Below are 21,423 nucleotides of genomic sequence, written 5' to 3' on the forward strand. Positions count from 1 at the left end.
CCCGGGAGCACATCGTGGACGCGGCGGTCTCCCTCCTGGACCGGCACGACGTCGACGGGCTGACGATGCGCCGCCTCGCCGAGCGCCTCGACGTGACGCCCACCGCGCTCTACTGGCACGTGCGGACCCGGGACGACGTCCTGGACCTGGCCGTCGACCGGATCTTCGGCGAGGTGCCGGTCCCGCCGGTCAGCGACGACTGGCGGGAGGACGTCCGGGCTCTCGTCCGCGCGTGGCGCGCCGCGATGCTCGACCACCCCTGGGCGCCGGGGCTGGTCGGCCGGCCGATGCTCGGCCCCAACGTGCTGGCCCGCACCGAGTTTCTCCAGGCCACGCTGGTGCGCGGCGGTTGCCACGGCCGTCATCTCGCGGTGGTCACCCGGATGCTGGCCAACTACGTCATCGGCGCGTCGCTGACCGAGGCCACCTGGCGCCGGACCGCACACCCCGACGCGCGGGCCGCCGCCCGCGCCCACGTGGCGGCGAGTGCCGACGCCTATCCGACGCTGACCGCCTCCGGTCACCTCGACGACGGCCGGTGGAGCGACGACCTGCTGTTCGAGGAGGGCCTCACCGGCCTGCTCCGGGCCGCGGCCGGGCCCGGAACGCCGTCCGAACCGCGGTGAACCCGGTCGGTCAGAGCCAGCCGGAGCGGCGGAACAACCGGTGCAGCGTCACCGCCAGCGTCGCCATGAGCAGCAGCGCGCCACCGTAGCCGTACCGCCAGTGCAGCTCCGGCATGTGCGCGAAGTTCATCCCGTACACGCCGGCCACCGCGGTCTGCGAGGCGGCGATCGCCGCCCACGACGCGATTTTGCGCATGTCGTCGTTCTGCTCCACCGCGAGCTGCGCCAGCCGGGACTGGACCAGCGAGGTGAGCAACTCGTCGTACGCGCCGATCCGCTCGACCACCCGGGCCAGGTCGTCGGCCACCGCGGCGAACCGGGACCGCAGTGCGGTCGGCGGGCCGGCGTCGGACGGGTCCAGCAGCGCGCGCAGTGGGGCGCCCAACGGCAGCACCGCCCGCTTGAACTCGACCACCTCCCGTTTGAGCTGGTAGAGGTGCTGGATGTCGGCGCCGTGCTCGCGGGCGAAGACGCTCTCCTCGACCCGCTCCAGATCACGTTCCAGGTGCTCGGCGACCTCCCCGTACAGCTCGACCATCCGGGCGCAGACCGCGTACGCCACCGCCCAGGGTCCCTGGGCCAGCACGTCGGGGCGGTGCTGCACGGCCTCGCGTACCGGGGCGAGCGCGCCGGTGGCGCCGTGCCGGACGGTCAGCGCGAAGCGGTCGCCGAGGAACACCAGCACGTCCCCGGTGTCGACCACCTCCGAGGTGGCGGTCAGCTCGCCGTGCTCGACGTACCCGGCGCTACGCAGCACCAGCAGCGTCACCTCGCCGAGACGCCGCACGGTGGGCCGGTGCCCGTCGGCGAGCGCCTGCTCCACCGCCGCCTCGTCGAGACCGAACGTCCGGCCGACCGCGGCCATCACCGCCGCGCCCGGCTCGTGCAACCCGAGCCAGACGAACGCGCGGCGGCCGTGGCGGGCCCGGGCGTACGCGTCGGCGTAGTGCGGCCGGCCCGGCTCCCGCCGCCCGGCGACGTAGACCGCGCAGTCGACCACCGCGTCCGGGTTGGTCCGGCGTGGACGTTTCCCAGCCACCGGAAGGTCGCGCCCGAGCAGGCGCCCCACGACGCCGGGCAGCCGATCCCGCCACCGGATCCGGTCCACCGCACACCTCCGCCCGCCGGGAAACCGACGGCCTACCGTACGGCCCGGCGGTGCGGCGGTGGGGTCCGGGCCGGGTCAACCGGCGGCGGTGGCGAAGACCACTATGTTGTCGGGGTAGCTGCCGGTGCGTGGGTCGAACCGACCACCGCAGGTGATCAGCCGCAGCCGGGCCGCCGCGCCGCCGCCGTACACCCGCTCGGTGGGGAAACGCGCCTTGGGGTACGCGCCGACACCGTCCACGGTGAACGCCGCGGTCCGGCCGTCGGCCCGGACCACCCGGACGGTGTCGCCGGGACGCAGCCGGCCGAGGTCGAAGAAGACCGCCGGCCCGCGGGTGGAGTCGACGTGCCCGACCAGCACCGCGTTGCCGGCCTGGCCGGGCGCCGGCCCGGGCCGGTACCAGCCGGCGACCTCCGGGTGCTCCAGCGGCGGCACCTCCAGCGCGCCGTCGTCGTCGGTGGCCACCGCGACGATCTCGGCGTCGACGCCGATGCGGGGGATGACCACCCGTAGCGGTGCCGCGCGGGGGAGTGCCGGACCGGCGGAGCCGGGGCGCTCGGTGGCCGGCGCGGCGGACGCGCCCGGTTGGGGCGGCGACGCCGAGGTGCTGCCGAGACCGGCCGAGAGCAGGCCGGCGCCGGTGGCCCCGGCCAGGGTGACGGCGGTGACGACGGCGGCGGTGCGGGCCCGCGACGGCCCACCCGTCCGACGCTCTGCTGGGGACAGGGTCCTACCTCCGTCCGGCGAGGACGCGGGGCCCGCGCCGGACGGACCGGCGCGGGCGACCCACTCGACGAGCTGTCAGGCGGTGACGCCGGCCCGGCGCCGGCGACGGACCAGGACGTACGCCCCGCCGGCGAGCGCGCCGGCGGCCAGCGCGCCGCCCGCGACCAGCACTCCGGTGTCGCCGTCCCGGCCACCGGCGCCGGCCTGCGCGCCGCCGATCGGGGTGACGGTGAACGTGGCGCTGCCGCCGTCGCTACCGTCGCCGCAGGTCGTGGCCACCGTGTACGTGCCGAGCGTGAACCCGGCGGTGAACAGTTCCGCGCTCAGCCCGCCGCCCGCCGCGGCCGTGGTGGACCTGACGTTCTGATCCCGGTCCGGCCCGGTGACCCGGAAGATCGCGTCACCGGCCTTCGGGTTGCACGTCGAGGTGAGCACTACCGTGCCGCCGACCGGGGTGGTGGCGGGTGAGACTCTGGTGTCCGCCAGCGCGGCGGCCGGGAGCAGCAGTGCGCCGAGACCCACGCCGACCGCCGCCGATCCGAGAATTGACTGTGCCTTCATCCGCGTCTTCCCTCACTTTTCGTCCGCTGTCTGCGTGGGACGTCGTTCGGGTGGCCAACTCCGTGACGAGCACCGGTGTGGCCAACACTAGGAGGGTTGCGGCGGTCACTGGGGGTAATTGAGAAATCTTCGTTGCCGTCCGGTGTCCCCCCTCCCGCCACCGGACGGCGGACATGCCGGCACACGCGGCGCCGCCACGGACAAAACGCCGAGCCCGCCCCGCGAGGTGAGCGCCGCCGCGCGCCCGGCGCGGCTCAGCCGGCCGGCCGGACCAGCCCGACGTCGTACGCGAGAACCACCGCCTGGATCCGGTCCCGCAGGCCCAGCTTGGTGAGGATCGCGGAGACATGGGTCTTCACGGTCGCGGTGCTCACATGCAGCCGCTCGGCGATCTCGGCGTTGGACAGCGCACGGGCGGTCAGCGTGAGCACCTCCACCTCGCGGGCGGTCAACGCGGCGAGGGCCCGCTCGGCGGTGGGCGCCGGACCGGGCAGCCGGTCGGCGAACCGGTCCAGCAGCCGCCGGGTCACCGTCGGCGCCAGCAGCGCCTCGCCCCGGGCCACCACCCGTACCGCCTCGGCCAGGTCCGCCGGGCGGGTGTCCTTGAGCAGGAAGGCGCTCGCCCCGGCGCGCAGCGCGGCGTAGACGTGCTCGTCGACGTCGAACGTGGTGAGCATGACGATCCGGGCCGGACTGCCGGCGGCCACCAGCTCCCGGGTGGCGGCGATGCCGTCCCGCCGGGGCATCCGCACGTCCATCAGCACCACGTCGGGCCGGGTCCGGGTGGCCACCGCCACCGCCTCCACGCCGTCCGCGGCCTCGCCGACCACGGTCAGGTCGGCTCGCGCGTCGAGCACCGTACGCAGCCCGGCGCGGATCAGCTCCTGGTCGTCCACGACCACCACGCGCACGGTCACCGGATCCCCTTCTGTCCGCGACCGCGGGGCTCGCAACCCCGGCTCGCTCCTCGCGCTCGCGGGGCCTCGTTCGTTCGCGACCGCGGGGCTCGCAAGCCCGGCTCGCTCCTCGCGCTCACGGGGCCTCCTTCGTTCGCGACTGCGGGGCTCGCAAGCCCGGCTCGCTCCTCGCGCTCACCGGGCCGCGCCGACCGGCAGTCTCGCGTGCACCCGGAAACCGCCGGTCGGCAAAGGGCCGGCGTCGAGGGTGCCGCCGAGCAGCCGGGCCCGTTCCCGCATGCCGACGATGCCGCGCCCACCGGTCGTCCCGGGCCGGCGGGTCGGCGTCGAGCCGTCGTTGACCACCTCGAGCCGCAGCACCCCGTCGTCGTACCGGACGTCGACGTCGGCCTGGGTGGCGTGCCCGTGCCGCAGCGCGTTGGTCAGCGACTCCTGCACGATCCGGTACGCCGAGAGCTGCACTCCGCCGGGCAGCTTCCCGCAGTCGCCCTCCCGGCGCAGCGTCACCGGCAGCCCCACCGCCCGCACGGCCTCGACCAGCGCGTCGAGTTGGGCCAGCCCGGGCTGCGGCCCGTTCGGGTCGGTCCCGTCGTCGGCGGTCAACGCGTGCAGCATGGCGCGCAGCTCGGTGAGCGCGGACCGGGCCGCCGTGTGGATGGACCCGAGCGCGGCGCGCGCCTGTTCCGGCTGTTCGTCGAAGACGTCCTCGGCGGCGACGGCCTGCACGGCGATCACCGCCACGTGATGGGCGACCACGTCGTGCAGCTCGCGGGAGATCCGCTCCCGCTCCCGTGCGCGGACCTGCCGCTCCCACTCGCAGCGCCGCTGTTCCCGGGCGCGCAGCAACTCGCCGACCGACCAGCTCAGGCCGAGCGCCGTCACCGCGAGCAGCAGGTCCCGCCAGTCACCGGTGACCAGCTTCCATGGCGTGCACGCCAGCAGCAGGCCGAGCGCGACAAGCGAGAAGCGGGGCGGCCGCAGCCGGGCCACGTAGGACAGCGGCGCGGCCACCAGCCCGAGCCAGCCCAGCGCCGGGCAGAGCGCCTCCAGGCCCACGCCGGCCGCCGCGGCCATCGCGAGCGCGTACCCGGGTCGGTAGCGGATCCACAGCAGACAGCTGGCCTGCCACGCGGCGAGGCCGACCGCGACGGCGGTGCCGCCCGGCGTGGTCGGGCGGGTGTCCGACGTCAGCAGCACGAGCAGCGACACGCCGAGCACGACGGCGGCGATGCCGCCGTCGATCAGCAGCAGCACGGACCGGGACCGGGACGGGCACCTCATGCCCCGGATGCTAGGCCGTCGGCCCACCGCCGTTCATCGGCCGGGAGACGGAGATGCGGCGGGGCGCTGGGTCCCGGGACGGAGGCGGGAACCGCTCCCCGGCGTGATCCGCGCGGTGCCCGGCCGGACCTAGCGTTTCCGCCAGTAGATCCGACCGGGAGGTACGCACCGATGGAGACCACGATCCCGAGTGCCGGCGTCCGTCCGGTCCGTCGCCGTGACCGGCTGCTCACCGTGCTCGCCGCCACCGTCGCCACGCTGCTGGGCTGGGTCGTCGCGGTGCCGCTGGCCGGGGTGGAGCTGGTGGCGCGCAGCGGCGACGGCGAGCAGCGCGTCACGCCGTTCGCCGTCGCGGTCAGCACGCTGCTCGCCGGCCTGGCCGGTTGGGCGTTGCTGGCCCTGCTGGAGCGCTTCACCGGGCGGGCCCGGACCGTCTGGACCGCGGTCGCGGTGCTGGTGCTGCTGCTGTCCCTGCTCGGTCCGATGGGCGGGGGAGCGGGTGGGCCGGCGACGGTGACCCTGGTGGTGCTGCACCTGGTGGCCGGCGCCGTGCTGGTGCCCGGGCTGCGGCGGACCGCCGCCGGCTGAGCCGTCGGGTCGGGGTCGCCGGCACGGGGGTGGGCGACCCCGACCCGACTATAATCCAGGATCCTAGGATGCCCTACGGGGTGCAGCGACCGCGATGTCGAGAACCGGCGGCCGGCTCCGTCCCCGGGGTGCACGCGGCCAGAATGGGCCGCACCCGCACCGAGGAGACCCACGATGGCGAAGTACCTGCTGCTGAAGCACTACCGTGGCGGCCCGACCCCGGTCACCGACATGCCGCTGCTGGACCGGTGGACGCCGGAGGAGGTGACCGCGCACGTGCAGTACATGAAGGACTTCGCGGCCCGCCTCGAGGAGACCGGCGAGTTCGTCGACTCGCAGGCGCTCGCCCCGGAGGGCACGTTCGTGCGCTACGACGGCGAGGGTCGCCCGCCGGTCACCGACGGTCCGTTCGCCGAGACGAAGGACCTCATCGCCGGCTGGATGGTGATCGACGTGGACAGCCACGAACGCGCCCTCGACCTGGCCGCGGAGTTGTCGGCCGCGCCGGGGCAGGGCGGCAAGCCGATCCGCGAGTGGCTGGAGCTGCGCCCGTTCCTGACCGCGCCGCCCACCATCACGGAGTGACCCGACCGATGGACGAGGTGCTGCTGCGCAGCCTCATCCCGGGCGTCCTCGGCGTCCTCGTCCGCCGCGGAGCCGACTTCGCGACGGCCGAGGACGCCGTGCAGGACGCCCTGGTCGAAGCGTTCCGCGTCTGGCCGGCGGACCCGCCGCGCGAGCCGAAGGCGTGGCTGGTCACCGTGGCCTGGCGCCGGTTCCTCGACACGGCCCGCGCAGACGCCGCCCGGCGTCGGCGCGAGGACGCCGTCGACGAGGAGCCGGCGCCCGGGCCGGTGCCCGGGGTCGACGACACGCTCCGGCTCTACTTCCTCTGCGCGCATCCGTCGCTGACCCCGTCGTCCGCGGTGGCGCTCACCCTGCGCGCGGTCGGCGGGCTCACCACCCGGCAGATCGCCCGGGCCTACCTGGTGCCGGAGGCGACCATGGCGCAGCGGATCAGCCGCGCGAAGCGCACCGTGTCCGGCGTCCGGTTCGACCAGCCCGGTGATGTCGCCACCGTGCTGCGCGTGCTCTACCTGGTCTTCAACGAGGGCTATTCCGGCGACGTCGACCTGGCGGCCGAGGCGGTCCGACTCACCCGGCAGCTCGCCGCCGCCATCGACCATCCCGAGGTGGCCGGGCTGCTCGCCCTCATGCTGCTGCACCACGCCCGCCGGGCCAGCCGGACCGCGCCCGACGGCAGTCTGGTGCCGCTGGCCGCGCAGGACCGCCGCCGCTGGGACACCGGCCTGATCGGCGAGGGGGTGCGGATCCTCCAGGCGGCGTTGGCCCGCGACCGGCTGGGTGAGTTCCAGGCCCAGGCCGCCGTCGCGGCGCTGCACGCCGACGCGCCCACCGCGGCGGAGACCGACTGGGTGCAGATCGTGGAATGGTACGACGAACTGGTGCGCCTGACCGACAGCCCGGTGGTACGGCTCAATCGCGCGGTCGCCGTCGGCGAGGCGGACGGTCCGCGGGCCGGGCTGGCCGCGCTCGCGGCGCTGGACGAGGCGCTGCCCCGGTACGCGGCGGTGGCCGCGTACCTGCACGAACGCGACGGTGACCGGTCGACGGCGGCCCGCCTCTACGCCGAGGCCGCTCGTCGGGCGACCAATCTGGCCGAGCGTGACCACCTGATCCGCCAGGCCGCCCGCCTCAACACTCGGTGACCTGGCCGTTCCGGGGCGGACGTCGGCCGGTTCTCGGGGGTGCGCTCCGCAGGGGCCGTCGGGTCGGTCGCACGCTAGCCTGCGGGCATGGATCTGGGGCTGGACGGCGAGCGGGTGGCCGCGTCCCTCGCGCACCGACTCGACGGGCTGACCTTCGTGGATCTGACCACCGACGAGGTGACCGCCCGGCTGGTCGACGCCGTGGCCGAGTGGGCGACCGGCGAGGGTTGGCGGGTCTACCGCCGGGCGGCGAGCGTGGTGCCGTTGCCGCCGCCGCTGTCCGGGCGGCAGTCGGTGCTCGACGTCGCCTGCGCCCGGCCGGACCGTCCGCCGGTCGTCGTCGAGGTCGACCACACCGACCGTCGACGGACGGTGGAGAAGTTGCTGGCCGAGGCCGGCGCCGGGCGGGTCCCGATCTGGTTGCGCTGGGGCGTACCCGGGTTCACCGCGCCGCCCGCGCCGATCCGGATGGTGGCGGTCGAGGTGTCCCGCCGCAACGGTCCGGTCGGCCAGGGGCGGCTGTACTCGCGGCGACCGGCGGTGGACCGGCCGGCGCCGCCGCACTCGGTCCCGGCGGGCGGTCCCGGCGACCCGGTCGCGCTGCCGATCCCCACCCTCGACGAGGCCGACTGAGCTGAGCGGGGACGCGGCCGGCCCGGAAGTGCCCCGCCCCGCTGTCAAGCCGCCATTGTCGTCGGCGTCGTTCCGGGATCGGCGCGAGGCGCCGGCGAGGTGGGTGACTCCGGCAGGCCGAGGGCCTCGTCGACCCGGCCGAGGACCGGGTCGTCGGTGCCGACCGCGCGCAGCAGGTCGATGGCGGTGGCCCGGATCTGCCCGATGATCATGATGAGTGGCAGGGGCGGCTGGGACTCGAACAACTGCGCGGCGATCCGGACCGCCTCCAGGGCGGCGGCGTCGGCCCGTTCGGCGCACTCGGTCGCGTCCTCGTCGCCGGTCAGGCTGTGCACCATGGCCTCGCCGGCGGCGCGGAGCGCGTCGGCGAGTTCGTTGATCGCCACGGCCAGTTCGGGTGGGGTGGCGGTGTGCAACCGGGTCAGGTGCACCCCGGCGCGGGCCAGCACCCGGATGTTGCGGGCGGCGTAGTCGAGTTGCCGGGTGGTGGCCTCGACCTCCCGGACCTGGCCGATGTGCCGGCGGCGGCGGACCCGTAGTCGCAACGTCTCACCGGTGGCCGCCACCGCCTCGCGCAGCCGATCCACGCAGTCGTCCACCTGGCGGGCCCGCTCCAGGGTCGCCCGGGCGGCGTCCTCGTCGCACCGGCGCAGCGCGTCGTTGATCCGGTCGAGCAGGTCGGCCAGGTCGGCGAAGGTCTGCCGGGCCTCGGCCACCAGCGGCGCGAGCGGGTCCCGGGCGACGATCAACTGGCTGGCCGCGATCGCCACCGCGCCGCCGATCAGCGCGTCGACGAACCGGAACGGCATCAGACTGCCCTTCGGCGCGGCCACCACGACCAGGTACAACGCCGAGACGGCGGCCTGCACGGTCAGCGTGGTGCTCGCGCCGAGCACCACCATCAGCCCGAGGGTGCAGCCCAGGACCAGGAACACGGTGGTGGTGGTCGGGCCGAGGGCCTGCACGACGACGTCGGCCACCAGGATGCCGGCGGCCACCCCGAGCAGGATCTCGACGGTCTGCCGCAGTCGCTTGCCCCGGGTCTCGCCGAGCACCACCAGCGCGGCGGACGGGGCGAAGAACGGATCGGGGTGGCCGATCACCCGGGAGGCGAGGACCCAGGCGACGGTGGCGGCCACGGTCGCCTCGACCACCGACACCCAGTCCCGGCGTACCCGCCCGGCGGCGGCCCGCACCCAGTTCCGCATGTCCGCACCTCACCTTGGTCGCACCGGTCGGGTTCACCGGGTCGGCCCGGTCGTCGCCCGCAGGTACCCCGACCGGCCCGCGTCCTAACGAGAGCACGCCCACGTGTGAGGTGGGGCCCCGTCTCTACCGGAGGCGTTGACAAGGGGCCCGGCCTTACCGAGCCGGCGGGTGGGTGGTGGTGGTCAGTGCAGCGGGGGGACCGGCAGCGTGAGGTTCTGCGCGGCGGCCTCGTGCGCCAGCTCGATCAGTTCGACCACGGCGACCGCGTCGGCCGGGTCGACGGGCATCGGTGTGCCGTCGCGCAGCGCGGTCGCCACCTGGGCGTAGAAGTCCGGGTAGCGGCCCGGTTCGGTGGGTACGGCCCGCAGGTCGTCGTCGGCGCCGAGCCGCCCGTACCGTTGCGGGTCGACCTCGCCCCAGCCGGGTTCGTCGGGGCGCCGGCCGGCGCGCAGCGCCGCCTCCTGCGGGTCCAGGCCCCAGCTCGTGTAGGCGGCCCGGTCGCCGAGGACCCGGAAGCGGGGGCCGGGCTGCGCGGTGACCGCGCCCGTCCAGAGGTGTGAGCGCACGCCGCCGGTGTGGGTGAGCGCGACGAACGCGTCGTCGTCCACCTCGGCGCCGGGCCGCCGCCGGTCCACCTCGGCGTAGACGTGTTCCACCGGCCCGAACAGTCGGACCGCCTGGTCGATGAGGTGGGCGCCGAGGTCGAACAGCGCGCCGCCGGCGTCGCCGGGCGCGCCGCTCTCCCGCCAGCCCGGTTTTACCGTCGGCCGCCATCGTTCGAACCGTGACTCGAACCGGGTGACCCGGCCCAGTTCGCCGGCCTCGACCAGTCGGCACACGGTGCGGTAGTCGCCGTCCCAGCGTCGGTTCTGGAACACGGTGAGCGGCACGCCGGCGGTTTCGGCGTCGGCCAGCAGCGCCCGGCCCTGTGCACCGGTCGGGGCGAGCGGCTTGTCCACCACGACCGGTAGCCCGGCGGCCACCGCGGCCCGGGCCAGCGGCACGTGCTGCCGGTTCGGCGCGGCCACCACCACCAGGTCGAGCTGGTCGGCGGCCCGCCACAGGTGGTCCGCGTCGGCGACGACCCGGGCGTCCGGGTGGTCGGCCTGGGCCTGCGCGCGGCGCTGCGGGTCACGGGTCACCACCGCGTCCAGCCGCAGGCCGGGAGTGGCGGCGATGAGCGGGGCGTGGAACACCCGCCCGGCCGTGCCGTACCCGAGCAGTCCCACCCGCAGCGTCATGCCGCCGAATCTACGCGGCGCGGCGGTGCCGGGCGGCGGGGTCCCCGACGGCGCTGCCCGCCGGTGTGACAGCGTGGGCGGATGCCCGCATCCTCCCCGGTCGACGTCGACCTCGCGCTGGTCGGTGGCGGCGGCGCCGCGTCGCTGGTCCTGGCCGCCCTGGATCGGCACGGGGTGACCGGCGTCCGGGTCGCGGTGGTGGACCCGGTCCGCAAGCGGGGCCAGGACCGCACCTGGGCGTTCTGGGGCACGCCGGGCGGTGACCTGGACCCGCTGTTGAGCGCGAGCTGGTCGCGGGTGGAGGTGGTCACCGCGGCGGGCCGCCGCGTCCTGCCGCTGGCACCGCTGCGGTACGCCATGGTCCGCTCCGCCCCGGTCTACGACCGGGCTGCCGAGGCGGAGCGGCGGCTGGACGCGGTCCGGATCGCCGCGCCGGCGGGGGAGCTGCGCGACGACGGGGAGCGGGTCACCGTGTGCGACCCGTCGGGGCGGGCGTTGGTGCGCGCCGGTTGGGTGCTGGACTCCCGGCCGCGCCCGCCGTCGCGGCCGGGGCGGACGAGCTGGTTGCAGCACTTCCGGGGCTGGTGGTTGGCGGCGGAGCGGCCGACGTTCGATCCGGGTCGGGCGGTGCTGATGGACTTCCGCACCCCGCAGCCGGCCCGGGGGGTGTCGTTCGGGTACGTGTTGCCGGTCGACGACCGGTTCGCGCTTGTCGAGTACACCGAGTTCGGGCCGGCGGTGCTCGACGACGCCGGCTACGACGCGGCGCTGCGCGGCTACGCCGGGCTGCTCGGGCTGGATCTGGGCGCGTTGCGGGTGCGGGAGGTGGAGAACGGGGTGATCCCGATGACGGACGGCCCGTTCGTGGTCCGGCCGAGCCGCCGGGTGGTGCGGTTGGGCACCGCCGGCGGGGCGACGCGCCCGTCCACCGGGTTCACGTTCTCCGCGATGCTGCGCCAGGCCGACCAGGTGGCCCGGGCGGTGGCGGCGGGCCGGCCGCCGGTGCCTCTGCCGGCGTACCCGGGGCGGCACCGGTGGATGGACGCGGTGGCGTTGCGCGCGCTGGACCGGGGGCACGTGGCCGGGGTGGAGTTCTTCGACCGGCTGTTCGACCGCAACCCGCCGGAGCGGGTGCTGCGGTTCCTCGACGGCGCGACCACGCCGGCCGAGGATCTGGCGGTGATGCGGTCCAGCCCGCTGCTGCCGATGACCGGCGCGGTGCTCGGCGACGCCGCCGGGCGGCTACGCGCCCGTCTGCGCCCCGCTCAGGGTCTCGGCGACCCGGTCGCGCACCAGCGCCCGTAGCCGCTCCATCGGGTCGCCGTCGCCGGCGCCGAGCCGGTTGCGGACCGCCGCCACGGTCAATCCCAGTTCCGGGTACGCGAACGCGAGGCTGCCGCCGCTGCCGGCGGTGCCGAACGAGCCGTCGTCGTCGACCGCGTAGCCGAGCCCGAACGTGCTCTCCTGCCCGAACACCCACTCCTGGGCGCGGACGGCCGGCGCGGACACCGCGCGCAGCCGCGCGGCGGAGATCAGCCGGACGCCGTCGACGGGGCCGAGCAGCGCCGCGTACATCCGGGCGACCGCGCGGGCGCTCATGGTGCCGACCGAGGGCACGTCGGCGCGCAGCACGTCGGGGTCGCCGCCGGTCGTGGTGTCCGGGCGGACCTCGGGCGGTGCCACCGCGTCGAAGTGTGGCAGGTGCGCGCCGGCCCAGGTCATCAGCGCGGACAGGCCGGCGTCCTCCAGCCGGGCCAGCCGGGGCAGCTCCGCGTCGGGTACGCCGAGGAACAGTTCCCGGGTCACGCCGAGCGGCCCGGCCACCTCCTCGGCGAGCACCTGGGAGACCGGTCTGCCGGTGACCCGGCGGACCACCTCGCCGAGCAGCCAGCCCCACGTCCACGCGTGGTACGCCAGCCGCTCCCCGGGGGCCCACAGGGGTGTCGCGTCGGCGAGCAGGTCGCACATCCGGGACCAGTCGGTGACGTCGGCGGGGGTGACGTCGGCGGGCAGCGCGGGCAGGCCGGCGGTGTGGGTGAGCACGTGCCGCAGCGTGATGCCGTCCTTGCCGTGCCGGGCGAACTCCGGCCACACCCGGGCCAGGGGCAGGTCCTCGTCGAGCCGGCCCTGCTCGGCCAGCACGTGCACCACGGTGGCGGTGAGGCCCTTGCCGGTGGAGACCGCGTGCACCGGCGTGTCGGCGGTCATCGGCCGGCCGGTGGTGGTGTCGGCGAGCCCGGCCTGCTCCTCGACGATCGGTGCGCCGTCGAGGTACGCGGCCACCTGCACGCCGGCCTCCCGCCCGGAGGTCACGAGATCGTCGAGCGCGGTGCGCACCTCGGCCCGCAGGTCGTCCCAGCGACTGTCCACGATCAGCGAGCCTGCCAGAGCGCCGCGTCGCCGTCGTGCGGTTTTTCGTCGTCGGTGAGCAGCCGGGCGCGCAGCGCGGCGATGGTCTCCTCGCTCACCCCGAGCCGTCCGGTGACGTAGCCGTGGATCGAGCCGTGCGCCGCGGTCAGTTCGGCCAGCACCAGCCGGATGAGCGCCTCGGGCGCCCGCCCGTACGCGGGCCAGCGTGGCGTCGCGCCGCCGTTGCGGTCGCGCCACTCGGCGACCAGCCGCCCGGTGGCGTGTTCGGTGCGCGCGAAGTCCGCCGCGATCTGGTCGGTGTCCACGCCGAGCAGGGCGAGCACCAGCGCGGCCAGCAGCCCGGTGCGGTCCTTGCCGGACGCGCAGTGGAACACCAGCGGGTGCGCGTCGTGGGCAATCACCTCCACCGCCCGGCGCAGCTCGACCACGCCGTCCTCGGCCACCTCGGCGTACCGGTCGGCCAGGTAGCGCCACGGGTCCACGTCGGGGTCGATGTCGGCCTGGACGTAGGTGCGGTGCTCGATGCTCAGGTTGTGCCAGGTGACGCCGGGGCTCTCCGGTGCCCGGCCGCGTTCGGCGATCTCCCACGGGTAGCGCAGGTCGATCACGGTGCGGACGCCGAGCGCCGCGAACCGGGCCAGGTCGTCGCCGGCGAGTTTGGCCAGGGAGTCGGAGCGGTAGAGCCGGCCGCGGGCCACGGTGCGACGGTCGTCGGTCCGCCAGCCGCCGAGGTCTCGGAAGTTGCACAGGGTGCTGAACTCCAGGGGTGCGGTCATGGCTCCGCACGCTAGTCGGGCGACGCGCCGCGGGTGGTCCCCCGGGGCCCCGGGCACGCCGGCCGGGCCGTCGGGTCGGGCGGCGTACCGGGTAGGTTGCCGGGCATGGTGGAGGCGGAGAGCGGCCGGGTCGTGGAGATCTGGACCGACGGCGCGTGCAGCGGCAACCCCGGGCCGGGCGGCTGGGGCGCGGTGCTGCGCTGGGGCGGGCACGAGCGGGAGTTGTGCGGCGGCGAGGCCACGGCGACGACCAACAACCGGATGGAGCTGACCGCCGCGATCCGGGCGTTGGAGAGCCTGACCCGGCCGGTCACGGTGCGGCTGCACACCGACAGCACCTACGTGCGCAACGGCATCACCGGCTGGGTGGACGGGTGGAAGCGCAACGGTTGGCGCACCGCCGCGAAACAGCCGGTGAAGAACGCCGACCTGTGGCAGCGGCTGGAGGCCGCCTGCGCGCGCCACGACGTCACCTGGCTGTGGGTGAAGGGCCACAACGGGCACCCGGAGAACGAACGCGCCGACGCGCTGGCCAACCGGGGGATGACCGAGGCGCGGGCGGCCGGCGCACCGGCCGCCCCGCGCGCGGCTCAGCGCAGCGGCCGGCCCTCCTCGATCTCCTCCGGCTCGTCGGCCGGGTCGCCGGTGCCGGAGACCGCGTCGACGTCGTAGCCGGCGCGGCTCGTGTCCTGCGCCGAGCGGCGGTCCTCGGCGGGCAGGTCGGCGAAGTCGTCGCCGGTGTCGTTCGTGGTGTGCAGGGACTCGCCCGGCGGGCGTAGGGACGCCTCGTGGGCGGTGGCGCCGTCGGGTTCGTCGCCGGCGGCGCGGCCGAAGGACTCTTCACTGGTCATGTCGCACTCCTGCCCGCCCGCGGTGACGGCAAACGTTCAGCGGGCCGCGTCGGGGTGGGTCGGCATCGACGAGCCGCCCGAGCTGCTGCCGGACGCTCCGCCGGCCATCCCGGACCCGTCGTCCTCGGTCACCTCGTCCGGCGCCGGCGTGTCCGGGGCGGGGGCCGGCACGTCCGTGTCCGCCGCGACCTGCACCAGGCGGGCCTGACCGGCGGCGTCCTCGGCGTGCGCCGGGTCGACGGGTTCCTCACCGTCGCGTGCCCGATATCCCATCGTTGCGCCTCCCGATCGCGTCGACCCGTGCCGCCGCCTACCCGCCCCACCCCCACCAAAACCCCACCCCACCCCACCCCACCCCACCCCCCACCCCACCCCCCGGCCGGTGGTCGTCGATCAAGAAGATTGCGTCTCGACGTGGCGGGCTTCCCGACGCGAACTCCTTGGTCAACACGCCGGCGTGCGCTGCGGGGTGGCTGGTCGCGCGGGAGCGCGTGGGGAGGTTCGGCGATCTCCTTGATCACCGGGGGCGGCGGCGGGGAGGGCGGGTGGGAGTGGGGAGCGGGGTGGGGGACCAGTGGGTGGGGCGGTGCAGGCCGGCGGGCAGGAGCGTGCGCTGGTCGCCGCGGGCGGCGTCGAGTTGGGACTGGTGCACGAACAGGCACCCGCTCAGGTCGGTGCCGCGCAGATCCGCCCCGCGCAGGTCGGCGCCGGTCAGGTCGGCGGCGCCGAGCCGTACGCCGCGCAGGTCCGCGCCGATCAGCGTGGCGCCGCGCAGGTTCGCCCCGGACAGCGCGGCGCGGCGCAGGTCGACGCCGATCAGCGCCGCGCCCCGCCGGTCGGGGCCGGCGCGGCCGGCACGGGCCCGCTCGCCGGCGCTCGACAGCAGCCGGTTGACCCGGCCCCGGTGGGCGTCGACGTCGACGGCGAGCAGGTCGTCGGGCGTGCCGTCGGTGAGCCGGCCCGTCTCGTCGAGCGTGGCGACCAGGTCGTCGCGCAGCGGACCGGGTGGGGTGATCCGCACCGCCTCGGTCAGATACCACAGCAGCTCGTGCAACGGCCGCAACACGGCGAACGTGTCGAACATCCGCCGTGCGGTGACCGGATCGGCCCGCCAGTCGCGGCCGGCGAACGTGCCCTGGGTGAGGTGCTGGCCGGCGCCGAAACAGTCGAACACGGTGCACCCGGGGAAGCCGCGTTCCCGCAGCTCGGAGTGGATGCCGCAGCGGGAGTCGGCGCGCAGGTTCGGGCAGGGCTGCCCGGCCGGTTTGTCGACGGCGAAGTCGGCCGAGGCGGCGAACGCCGGCGCGACGCAGCAGACCCCGGCGCAGCGCGCGCAGTCCGCCCGCAGTTCCCGACCCACGCCCGCCCCGACCCCTTCGGTCGTCACCACGCTGTCCCCGTTCCGCACGCCCAGCGCCGCCCGGCCCCATTGTCCGCCCACCCCGCCCCGTCCCGCACCCCACCCGGGCGTCTCCGCCGGTGATCACGGGGGTGGCGGCGACGAATCGGGCGGAGAACGCGGTCAACCGCATGACCGGCGCCGGCCGGGGCGCGGAATGGCTGAACGGGTGACAACCGTGGCCGTGATCCGTGGCAACGCATTGCAGAATCAGCGGCACGAATGGCTGAACGGTTGACAACCGGATAGCGCCGTTATTGCGCCGATGCATTCCGTAGGCCAGATCGTTGTCGATGTCCGACAACCGGAACGGCCGTTACCGTAACGATTCTTTTCACCGTTCCGACTCGCATTACCGTCAGATGGCAGGGACATTTTCGTTCCCCGGGAGGATCCTCATGAGCGACCTTTCCCATCCGCCGTCGGTGGCCACACCCGTCGACCCGGCCGCTCCGGAACCGGTGGCCGGAACCGCCGCCGGCCGCCCGGAGATCGTCGGCCGGTCGCCCAACCAGCTCGCCTGGCTGCGGCTGAAGCGGGACCGCACGGCCCGGGCCAGCGCCGTGACGCTGGCCGTCGCCGCCGTGGTCGCGCTCGGCGCGCCGCTGCTGGGCCACCTCACCGGGATCGACCCCACGGACAAGTTCGTCGACCGGCTCAACGATTTCGGAATGCCGATCGGCTATGCCGGCGGGATCAACACCGACCATTGGCTCGGGTTGGAACCCGGCAGTGGCCGCGACATCGCACTCCAACTGGTGTACGGCCTGCGTACGTCGCTGTTCATCGCGTTCGCCTCGGCGCTGCTGGCCTCGGTCATCGGGGTCGCGGTCGGGGTGCTGGCCGGCTGGGCCCGGGGCTGGCTGGACAGCGTCGTCAACTGGCTGGTCGACCTCACGCTGGCGTTCCCGTTCCTCATCTTCGCGCTCGCGGTGATCCCGATCCTCCAGGACCGCTTCTACTCCGACCGGGAGTCCCCGTCGCCGGCGTTCCGGGTGGCCCTGATCGTCGCCACCTTCGGGCTGTTCAGCTGGACGTACACCGCGCGGCTGGTCCGCGGGCAGGTGATCTCGCTGCGGGAGCGGGAGTTCGTCGAGGCGGCCCGCGCCGCCGGCGCCGGCACCGGGCACATCCTGCTGCGGCAGCTCCTGCCGAACATCTGGGCGCCGATCCTGGTCACCGTCTCGCTGATGGTGCCCCAGTTCATCGCCATCGAGGCGGCGCTGGCCTTCGTCAACATCGGCGTCACCGAACCCACGCCCGACCTGGGCCGCATGATCTTCAACAGCATCGGCTACGTCGCGAGCGACCCCTGGTACACCCTGTTCCCCGGGTTGACGATCTTCCTGCTGGTCCTGGCGTTCAACCTGCTCGGTGACGCGCTGCGCGACTCGCTGGATCCCCGCTCCACCCGGTAGTCCCACCCGGCCACCACATGCCCGGCCGGCGGGGGCCGCCGGGCAGGAAGGGAGCACTCCGTGCGTACCCGAACCCGGACACTGACCGGTGTCCTCGCCGCGGCGGCGCTGGTCGCCGCCGGTTGCAGCCCCACCACCGACGGCGGTGACGGCGAGGACCAGCAGACGAAGACCCAGAGCGGCTCGATCTCCTACCAGGCCGCCGACAACCAGGGCCCGGCGAAACCCGTCGACGGCGCCGCCCGGGGCGGCACGCTGACCGTCATGCAGCCGGCCGACTTCGAACACCTCGACCCGGCCCGCAACTACGTCAACACGCAACAGGTGACCGGCGGGCAGCTCTACCGGGCGCTCAACGGCTACAAGGAGGACGGCAGCGGCAAGCTGCTGCTCGTCGGCGACCTGGCGACCAACCCCGGCAAGGACGTCAACGACGACTGCAAGGTCTGGGAGTTCACCCTCCGCGACGGCGTGAAGTACGAGGACGGCTCGGCGGTGACCAGCAAGGACGTCGCCCACGGCATCGCCCGGTCGTTCGCGTCGGCGCTCAACGAGGGCCCGCACTACATCCAGCAGTGGCTCTACCCGGGCGGCACCTACAACGCGAGCTACCAGGGGCCGTACGACGGGGGCCGGCCGATGCCCGACGGCGTCGAGACCCCCGACGACAGGACGATCCGGTTCACGTTCCCGCAGCCGCACTGCGACCTGCCGTACGCCGCCGCGCTGCCCACCAGCGCGCCGGTGCCGGCCGCCAAGGACACCCGGGCCAACTACGACCTGCGGCCGTTCTCGTCCGGCCCGTACCGGGTGAAGTCCTACCAGCGGGACGTGGCGCTCGAACTGGAACGCAACCCCCACTGGGACGCGGCGACCGACCCGATCCGCAACGCGTACCCGGACGCGATCCGGGTGACGTTCGGGCTGGAGCAGGCCCAGATCTCCGAACGCCTGGTCGCCGACGGACCCGCCGACCAGACGGCGCTGAGCTGGGCCGACGTGCCACCGTCCGTGTTGCCCCGCACCACCGGCTCCGGCGTCGCCGACCGGGTGGTCAAGGGCCCCACCCAGTACACCTGGGTGCTCAGCATCAACACGCAGCGGGTCACCGACCTGGCCGTCCGGCGGGCGCTCAACTACGCCGTGGACAAGGACGCGCTGCTCAAGGTGCTCGGCGGGCAGGCCGCCGGCTCCCCGGCCACCACCCTGATGTCACCGACCACCGCTGGCTTCCAGAAGTACGACCTGTTCAACGCGCCGGTCACCGGCGACCGGGCGAAGGTCACCGAGCTGTTGGCCGGCAAGCGTCCCAAGCTGGTGCTCGCCCACTCCAACCTGGAGCTGCGCACCCAGCAGGCCGAGGCGCTGCGCAAAAACCTCACCGACATGGGCTTCGACATCGTGATGAAGCCGATCGACAACAGCAGCTACTACGACGAGATCGGCCGCCGGAACAACCCGTACGACATCTACCTCAGCGGCTGGGGCTCGGACTTCCCGTCCGGCTCGACGATCATCCCGCCGGTCTACGACGGCCGGGAGATCGTGGCCGAGGGCAACCAGAACCTGTCGTACCTGAACGAGCCGTCGATCGGCGCGGAGATCGACCGGGTCCGCAGCCGGCCCGCCGCCGAGCAGGACGCCGGCTGGATGGCCCTCGACCGCACCATCATGCAGGAGTACGCGCCGGTCGTGCCCTGCTACTACGACGCCACCTACGAACTGCACGGCTCCAAGGTCGGCAACGCCTTCCTCAGCGACGCGTTCGGCATCATCTCGCTCAACGGGATCCACGTGAAGCAGTGACCGTCGTCGGCGGGGGCGGCCACGCCGGCCGCCCCCGCCCCACCCGGGGGAGGTGTTTCCCGTGCTCCGTTTCGTTCTCCGGCGACTGCTCGTCGCCGTCCTGACCCTGGTCGTCGTCAGCCTGGTCACGTTCGGACTGTTCTTCGCGGTGCCGAGCAGCCCGGCGAAGGTGATGTGCGGCAAGAACTGCACCGCCGCGGACATCGCCCAGGTCGAACAGCGGCTCGGCATCGACCGGCCGCTGCCCCGCCAGTACGCCGACTTCGTCCACGGCGTCTTCGCCGGCCGCAGCTACGGCGAGGGCGACTTCCGGCAGGACTGCCCGGCGCCCTGCCTGGGCTTCTCGTTCCGCAACAACCAGCCGGTCACCGAGATCGTCGTCCAGCGTGCCCCGGTGACGTTCAGCATCGTCCTCGGCGGCGCCGTGCTCTGGCTGGCCCTCGGCATCTCGCTGGGCATGGTGTCGGCGCTGCGCCGCGGTACCGCGTTCGACCGGGCCGCCATCGGCCTCACCCTCGCCGGGGCGTCCATGCAGGTCTACTTCTTCGGCCTGATCCTGCTCTACCTGCTCGTCTACTCCACCGGGCTGCTGCCGTTCCCCAGCTACACCCCGCTGACCGAGAACCCGGTCCGCTGGGCGGTCGGACTGGTCCTGCCCTGGATGACGTTGGGTTTCCTCAACTCGGCGCTCTACGCGCGCCTGTCCCGCGCGCAGATGCTGGAGACGCTGTCGGAGGACTTCGTCCGTACCGCCCGGGCGAAGGGACTGTCGGCGCGGCAGGTGCACACCCGGCACGCGTTACGCGCGGCGATCACCCCGATCGTCACCATCGCCGGGTTGGACATCGGCACCAGCCTCGGCGGCACCTTCATCACCGAGACCATCTTCGGCCTCCAGGGACTCGGCAAGGCCACCGTGGAGGCGGTGCAGTTCCTCAACCTGCCGGTGGTGATGGCGACCGTGCTGCTGGCGGCCGTGTTCATCGTGGTCGCCAACATCGTCGTCGACGTGCTGTACGCGGTGATCGATCCGCGCGTCCGGTTGAGCTGAGCGGGAGGAGTCGACATGGTCGAGCATCGGATGCCGCGGGACCCGTACCTGCGCGTCACGGATCTGCGGGTGCGGTTCGACACCGAGGACGGCGTGGTCAAGGCCGTGGACGGGGTGTCGTTCGCCGTCGAGCGGGGTCGCACGCTCGGGATCGTGGGGGAGTCCGGTTCCGGCAAGAGCGTGACCTCGCTGGCGATCCTGGGTCTGCACAACGCGAGGCGGACGGTCATCTCCGGGGAGATCTCGGTGGGCGGGCGTCAGCTTGTCGGCCTGCCGGAGGAAGAGGTGCGGCGGCTGCGGGGCCGGGACATGGCGATGGTGTTCCAGGATCCGTTGTCGGCGCTGCATCCGTACTACTCGGTGGGGCGGCAGATCGCGGAGGCGTACCGGGTGCATCACCCGAGGGCGGGGAAGCGGGAGGCCCGCAGCCGGGCCGTCGACATGCTGGACCGGGTCGGCATCCCGCAGCCGGCCAAGCGGTTCGAGCAGTTTCCGCACGAGTTCTCCGGTGGGATGCGGCAGCGGGCGATGATCGCGATGGCGCTGGTCAACGACCCGGATCTGCTGATCGCGGACGAGCCGACGACGGCGCTGGACGTGACGGTGCAGGCGCAGATCCTGGATCTCCTCGCTGATCTGCAGGAGGAGTTCCGCTCGGCGATCGTGTTGATCACCCACGATCTGGGTGTGGTGTCGCAGGTGGCTGACGACGTCCTGGTGATGTACGGGGGGCGGGCGGTGGAGCACGGAAGTGTGGCGCGGGTGTTGCGCTCGCCGCAGCATCCGTACACCTGGGGTCTGTTGTCGTCCGTGCCGTCGTTGCACGGTGACGCGGACCTGGTGCCGATTCCCGGCAATCCGCCGTCGTTGATCAATCTGCCGTCGGGGTGCGCGTTCCATCCGCGATGCCGGTGGGCCGACGACCGTTCCCGCCTCGATGCGCCGGGGTTGCGGAACGCCGGTGAGTCGGGGCACCTGGTCGCCTGTCATCTGTCGGCGGGGGACCGGGAGCGGATCTACCGCGACGAGATCGCCCGGGTGGGGGTGGCCCGATGAGCACCGAGACCGAGCCGCTGCTGTCGGTGCGCGGGCTGACGAAGCATTTCCCGGTGCGGGACGGGCTGCGCGGCAG

23 protein-coding genes are annotated in these 21,423 nt (G+C 74.2%); 11 read left to right on the forward strand and 12 right to left on the reverse strand.

Annotated features, from left to right (window positions below):
• Positions 1-14: 14 nt before the first annotated feature.
• Positions 15-626: a TetR/AcrR family transcriptional regulator C-terminal domain-containing protein gene (locus AB0B02_RS30295; protein WP_357306189.1), complete on the forward strand. Its 612-nt coding sequence runs from the start codon at positions 15-17 to the stop codon at positions 624-626.
• A gap of 10 nt (positions 627-636) precedes the next feature.
• On the opposite strand, the gene AB0B02_RS30300 is transcribed toward AB0B02_RS30295, so the two are convergent.
• The 5 genes from AB0B02_RS30300 to AB0B02_RS30320 form a co-directional block, all read right to left on the reverse strand.
• Positions 637-1,734: a magnesium and cobalt transport protein CorA gene (locus tag AB0B02_RS30300; RefSeq protein ID WP_357306192.1), complete on the reverse strand. Its 1,098-nt coding sequence runs from the start codon at positions 1,732-1,734 to the stop codon at positions 637-639.
• A gap of 75 nt (positions 1,735-1,809) precedes the next feature.
• Positions 1,810-2,460, reverse strand: coding sequence for a class F sortase (locus tag AB0B02_RS30305; RefSeq protein WP_281942678.1), 651 nt, complete (start codon positions 2,458-2,460; stop codon positions 1,810-1,812).
• Positions 2,461-2,535: 75 nt separating this feature from the next.
• Positions 2,536-3,021, reverse strand: a complete 486-nt coding sequence (locus tag AB0B02_RS30310) for a hypothetical protein (protein ID WP_281941438.1) — start codon at positions 3,019-3,021, stop codon at positions 2,536-2,538.
• A 254-nt stretch (positions 3,022-3,275) separates the two neighbouring features.
• Positions 3,276-3,938, reverse strand: a complete 663-nt coding sequence (locus AB0B02_RS30315; protein WP_281941436.1) for a response regulator transcription factor — start codon at positions 3,936-3,938, stop codon at positions 3,276-3,278.
• 174 nt (positions 3,939-4,112) lie between these two features.
• Positions 4,113-5,219, reverse strand: a complete 1,107-nt coding sequence (locus tag AB0B02_RS30320; protein ID WP_357306197.1) for a histidine kinase — start codon at positions 5,217-5,219, stop codon at positions 4,113-4,115.
• 171 nt (positions 5,220-5,390) lie between these two features.
• Between AB0B02_RS30320 and AB0B02_RS30325 the strand changes: the two genes are divergently transcribed.
• The 4 genes from AB0B02_RS30325 (at position 5,391) to AB0B02_RS30340 (ending at position 8,170) form a co-directional block, all read left to right on the forward strand.
• Positions 5,391-5,807 carry a DUF6069 family protein gene (locus AB0B02_RS30325; RefSeq protein ID WP_357306200.1) on the forward strand — a complete coding sequence of 139 codons (417 nt, stop codon included), beginning with the start codon at positions 5,391-5,393 and terminating at the stop codon, positions 5,805-5,807.
• 174 nt (positions 5,808-5,981) lie between these two features.
• Positions 5,982-6,392, forward strand: a complete 411-nt coding sequence (locus AB0B02_RS30330; RefSeq protein WP_357306203.1) for a YciI family protein — start codon at positions 5,982-5,984, stop codon at positions 6,390-6,392.
• Positions 6,393-6,400: 8 nt separating this feature from the next.
• Entirely contained in the window at positions 6,401-7,537 is a 1,137-nt protein-coding gene (locus tag AB0B02_RS30335) for a DUF6596 domain-containing protein (protein WP_281942676.1), read from the forward strand.
• A gap of 87 nt (positions 7,538-7,624) precedes the next feature.
• Positions 7,625-8,170, forward strand: a complete 546-nt coding sequence (locus AB0B02_RS30340; RefSeq protein WP_281941428.1) for a hypothetical protein — start codon at positions 7,625-7,627, stop codon at positions 8,168-8,170.
• 44 nt (positions 8,171-8,214) lie between these two features.
• Here AB0B02_RS30340 and AB0B02_RS30345 read toward each other — a convergent pair whose 3' ends face one another.
• Both AB0B02_RS30345 and AB0B02_RS30350 read right to left on the reverse strand, forming a co-directional pair.
• Positions 8,215-9,378: an FUSC family protein gene (locus AB0B02_RS30345; protein ID WP_357306206.1), complete on the reverse strand. Its 1,164-nt coding sequence runs from the start codon at positions 9,376-9,378 to the stop codon at positions 8,215-8,217.
• Between the two features lie 183 nt (positions 9,379-9,561).
• The gene (locus AB0B02_RS30350) at positions 9,562-10,620 is read right to left on the reverse strand and encodes a Gfo/Idh/MocA family oxidoreductase (RefSeq protein WP_357306209.1); all 1,059 of its coding nucleotides are present in this window, start codon (positions 10,618-10,620) and stop codon (positions 9,562-9,564) included.
• Positions 10,621-10,701: 81 nt separating this feature from the next.
• On the opposite strand from AB0B02_RS30350, the gene AB0B02_RS30355 reads away from it, so the two are divergent.
• The gene (locus AB0B02_RS30355; RefSeq protein WP_281941421.1) at positions 10,702-11,925 is read left to right on the forward strand and encodes a lycopene cyclase family protein; all 1,224 of its coding nucleotides are present in this window, start codon (positions 10,702-10,704) and stop codon (positions 11,923-11,925) included.
• Here AB0B02_RS30355 and AB0B02_RS30360 read toward each other — a convergent pair.
• Both AB0B02_RS30360 and AB0B02_RS30365 read right to left on the reverse strand, forming a co-directional pair.
• The gene (locus AB0B02_RS30360) at positions 11,863-12,990 is read right to left on the reverse strand and encodes a serine hydrolase domain-containing protein (protein WP_357306212.1); all 1,128 of its coding nucleotides are present in this window, start codon (positions 12,988-12,990) and stop codon (positions 11,863-11,865) included. The two genes, AB0B02_RS30355 and AB0B02_RS30360, sit on opposite strands and share 63 nt — an antisense overlap.
• Positions 12,991-12,992: 2 nt before the next feature.
• Positions 12,993-13,766 (reverse strand): tyrosine-protein phosphatase, encoded by a 774-nt coding sequence (locus AB0B02_RS30365; RefSeq protein WP_357306215.1) that lies wholly within the window; start codon positions 13,764-13,766, stop codon positions 12,993-12,995.
• A gap of 105 nt (positions 13,767-13,871) precedes the next feature.
• Here AB0B02_RS30365 and rnhA point away from each other — a divergent pair, with 105 nt between their 5' ends.
• Positions 13,872-14,438, forward strand: coding sequence for a ribonuclease HI (rnhA, locus tag AB0B02_RS30370; protein ID WP_357306220.1), 567 nt, complete (start codon positions 13,872-13,874; stop codon positions 14,436-14,438).
• Here the strand turns inward: rnhA and AB0B02_RS30375 are convergent.
• From AB0B02_RS30375 to AB0B02_RS30385, 3 genes are all read right to left on the reverse strand, one after another.
• Positions 14,357-14,617: a hypothetical protein gene (locus AB0B02_RS30375; protein ID WP_281941414.1), complete on the reverse strand. Its 261-nt coding sequence runs from the start codon at positions 14,615-14,617 to the stop codon at positions 14,357-14,359. The two genes, rnhA and AB0B02_RS30375, sit on opposite strands and share 82 nt — an antisense overlap.
• A gap of 36 nt (positions 14,618-14,653) precedes the next feature.
• Positions 14,654-14,890 carry a preprotein translocase YidC gene (locus AB0B02_RS30380; protein WP_281941412.1) on the reverse strand — a complete coding sequence of 79 codons (237 nt, stop codon included), beginning with the start codon at positions 14,888-14,890 and terminating at the stop codon, positions 14,654-14,656.
• Positions 14,891-15,134: 244 nt separating this feature from the next.
• A complete protein-coding gene (locus tag AB0B02_RS30385; protein WP_357306224.1) occupies positions 15,135-16,004 on the reverse strand; it encodes a pentapeptide repeat-containing protein in 870 nt (289 codons plus the stop codon).
• Positions 16,005-16,414: 410 nt separating this feature from the next.
• On the opposite strand from AB0B02_RS30385, the gene AB0B02_RS30390 reads away from it, so the two are divergent.
• The 4 genes from AB0B02_RS30390 to AB0B02_RS30405 all read left to right on the forward strand — a co-directional run bounded on the left by AB0B02_RS30390 (position 16,415) and on the right by AB0B02_RS30405 (position 21,347).
• Complete coding sequence (locus AB0B02_RS30390) at positions 16,415-17,434, forward strand: ABC transporter permease (protein WP_281941408.1); 1,020 nt, start codon at positions 16,415-16,417, stop codon at positions 17,432-17,434.
• A gap of 60 nt (positions 17,435-17,494) precedes the next feature.
• Positions 17,495-19,240: an ABC transporter substrate-binding protein gene (locus AB0B02_RS30395; RefSeq protein ID WP_357306228.1), complete on the forward strand. Its 1,746-nt coding sequence runs from the start codon at positions 17,495-17,497 to the stop codon at positions 19,238-19,240.
• A 61-nt stretch (positions 19,241-19,301) separates the two neighbouring features.
• Positions 19,302-20,291, forward strand: a complete 990-nt coding sequence (locus tag AB0B02_RS30400) for an ABC transporter permease (protein ID WP_281941404.1) — start codon at positions 19,302-19,304, stop codon at positions 20,289-20,291.
• A gap of 15 nt (positions 20,292-20,306) precedes the next feature.
• Complete coding sequence (locus AB0B02_RS30405; protein ID WP_357306232.1) at positions 20,307-21,347, forward strand: ABC transporter ATP-binding protein; 1,041 nt, start codon at positions 20,307-20,309, stop codon at positions 21,345-21,347.
• Positions 21,348-21,423 lie beyond the last annotated feature (76 nt).

This window comes from Micromonospora sp. NPDC049240 (assembly GCF_040647835.1).
In the GTDB taxonomy this organism is placed as follows: Bacteria; Actinomycetota; Actinomycetes; order Mycobacteriales; family Micromonosporaceae; genus Micromonospora.

Bases quoted from the DNA above. Each gene is read 5' to 3' on its own strand.
- AB0B02_RS30330 (WP_357306203.1), top strand. From the start codon at position 5,982: ATGGCGAAGTACCTGCTGCTGAAGCACTACCGTGGCGGCCCGACCCCG.
- AB0B02_RS30345 (WP_357306206.1), bottom strand. From the start codon at position 9,378: ATGCGGAACTGGGTGCGGGCCGCCGCCGGGCGGGTACGCCGGGACTGG.
- AB0B02_RS30325 (WP_357306200.1), top strand. From the start codon at position 5,391: ATGGAGACCACGATCCCGAGTGCCGGCGTCCGTCCGGTCCGTCGCCGT.
- AB0B02_RS30340 (WP_281941428.1), top strand. From the start codon at position 7,625: ATGGATCTGGGGCTGGACGGCGAGCGGGTGGCCGCGTCCCTCGCGCAC.
- AB0B02_RS30365 (WP_357306215.1), bottom strand. From the start codon at position 13,766: ATGACCGCACCCCTGGAGTTCAGCACCCTGTGCAACTTCCGAGACCTC.
- AB0B02_RS30405 (WP_357306232.1), top strand. From the start codon at position 20,307: ATGGTCGAGCATCGGATGCCGCGGGACCCGTACCTGCGCGTCACGGAT.
- AB0B02_RS30350 (WP_357306209.1), bottom strand. From the start codon at position 10,620: ATGACGCTGCGGGTGGGACTGCTCGGGTACGGCACGGCCGGGCGGGTG.
- AB0B02_RS30355 (WP_281941421.1), top strand. From the start codon at position 10,702: ATGCCCGCATCCTCCCCGGTCGACGTCGACCTCGCGCTGGTCGGTGGC.
- AB0B02_RS30335 (WP_281942676.1), top strand. From the start codon at position 6,401: ATGGACGAGGTGCTGCTGCGCAGCCTCATCCCGGGCGTCCTCGGCGTC.
- AB0B02_RS30390 (WP_281941408.1), top strand. From the start codon at position 16,415: ATGAGCGACCTTTCCCATCCGCCGTCGGTGGCCACACCCGTCGACCCG.
- AB0B02_RS30320 (WP_357306197.1), bottom strand. From the start codon at position 5,219: ATGAGGTGCCCGTCCCGGTCCCGGTCCGTGCTGCTGCTGATCGACGGC.
- AB0B02_RS30380 (WP_281941412.1), bottom strand. From the start codon at position 14,890: ATGGGATATCGGGCACGCGACGGTGAGGAACCCGTCGACCCGGCGCAC.
- AB0B02_RS30375 (WP_281941414.1), bottom strand. From the start codon at position 14,617: ATGACCAGTGAAGAGTCCTTCGGCCGCGCCGCCGGCGACGAACCCGAC.
- rnhA (WP_357306220.1), top strand. From the start codon at position 13,872: ATGGTGGAGGCGGAGAGCGGCCGGGTCGTGGAGATCTGGACCGACGGC.
- AB0B02_RS30310 (WP_281941438.1), bottom strand. From the start codon at position 3,021: ATGAAGGCACAGTCAATTCTCGGATCGGCGGCGGTCGGCGTGGGTCTC.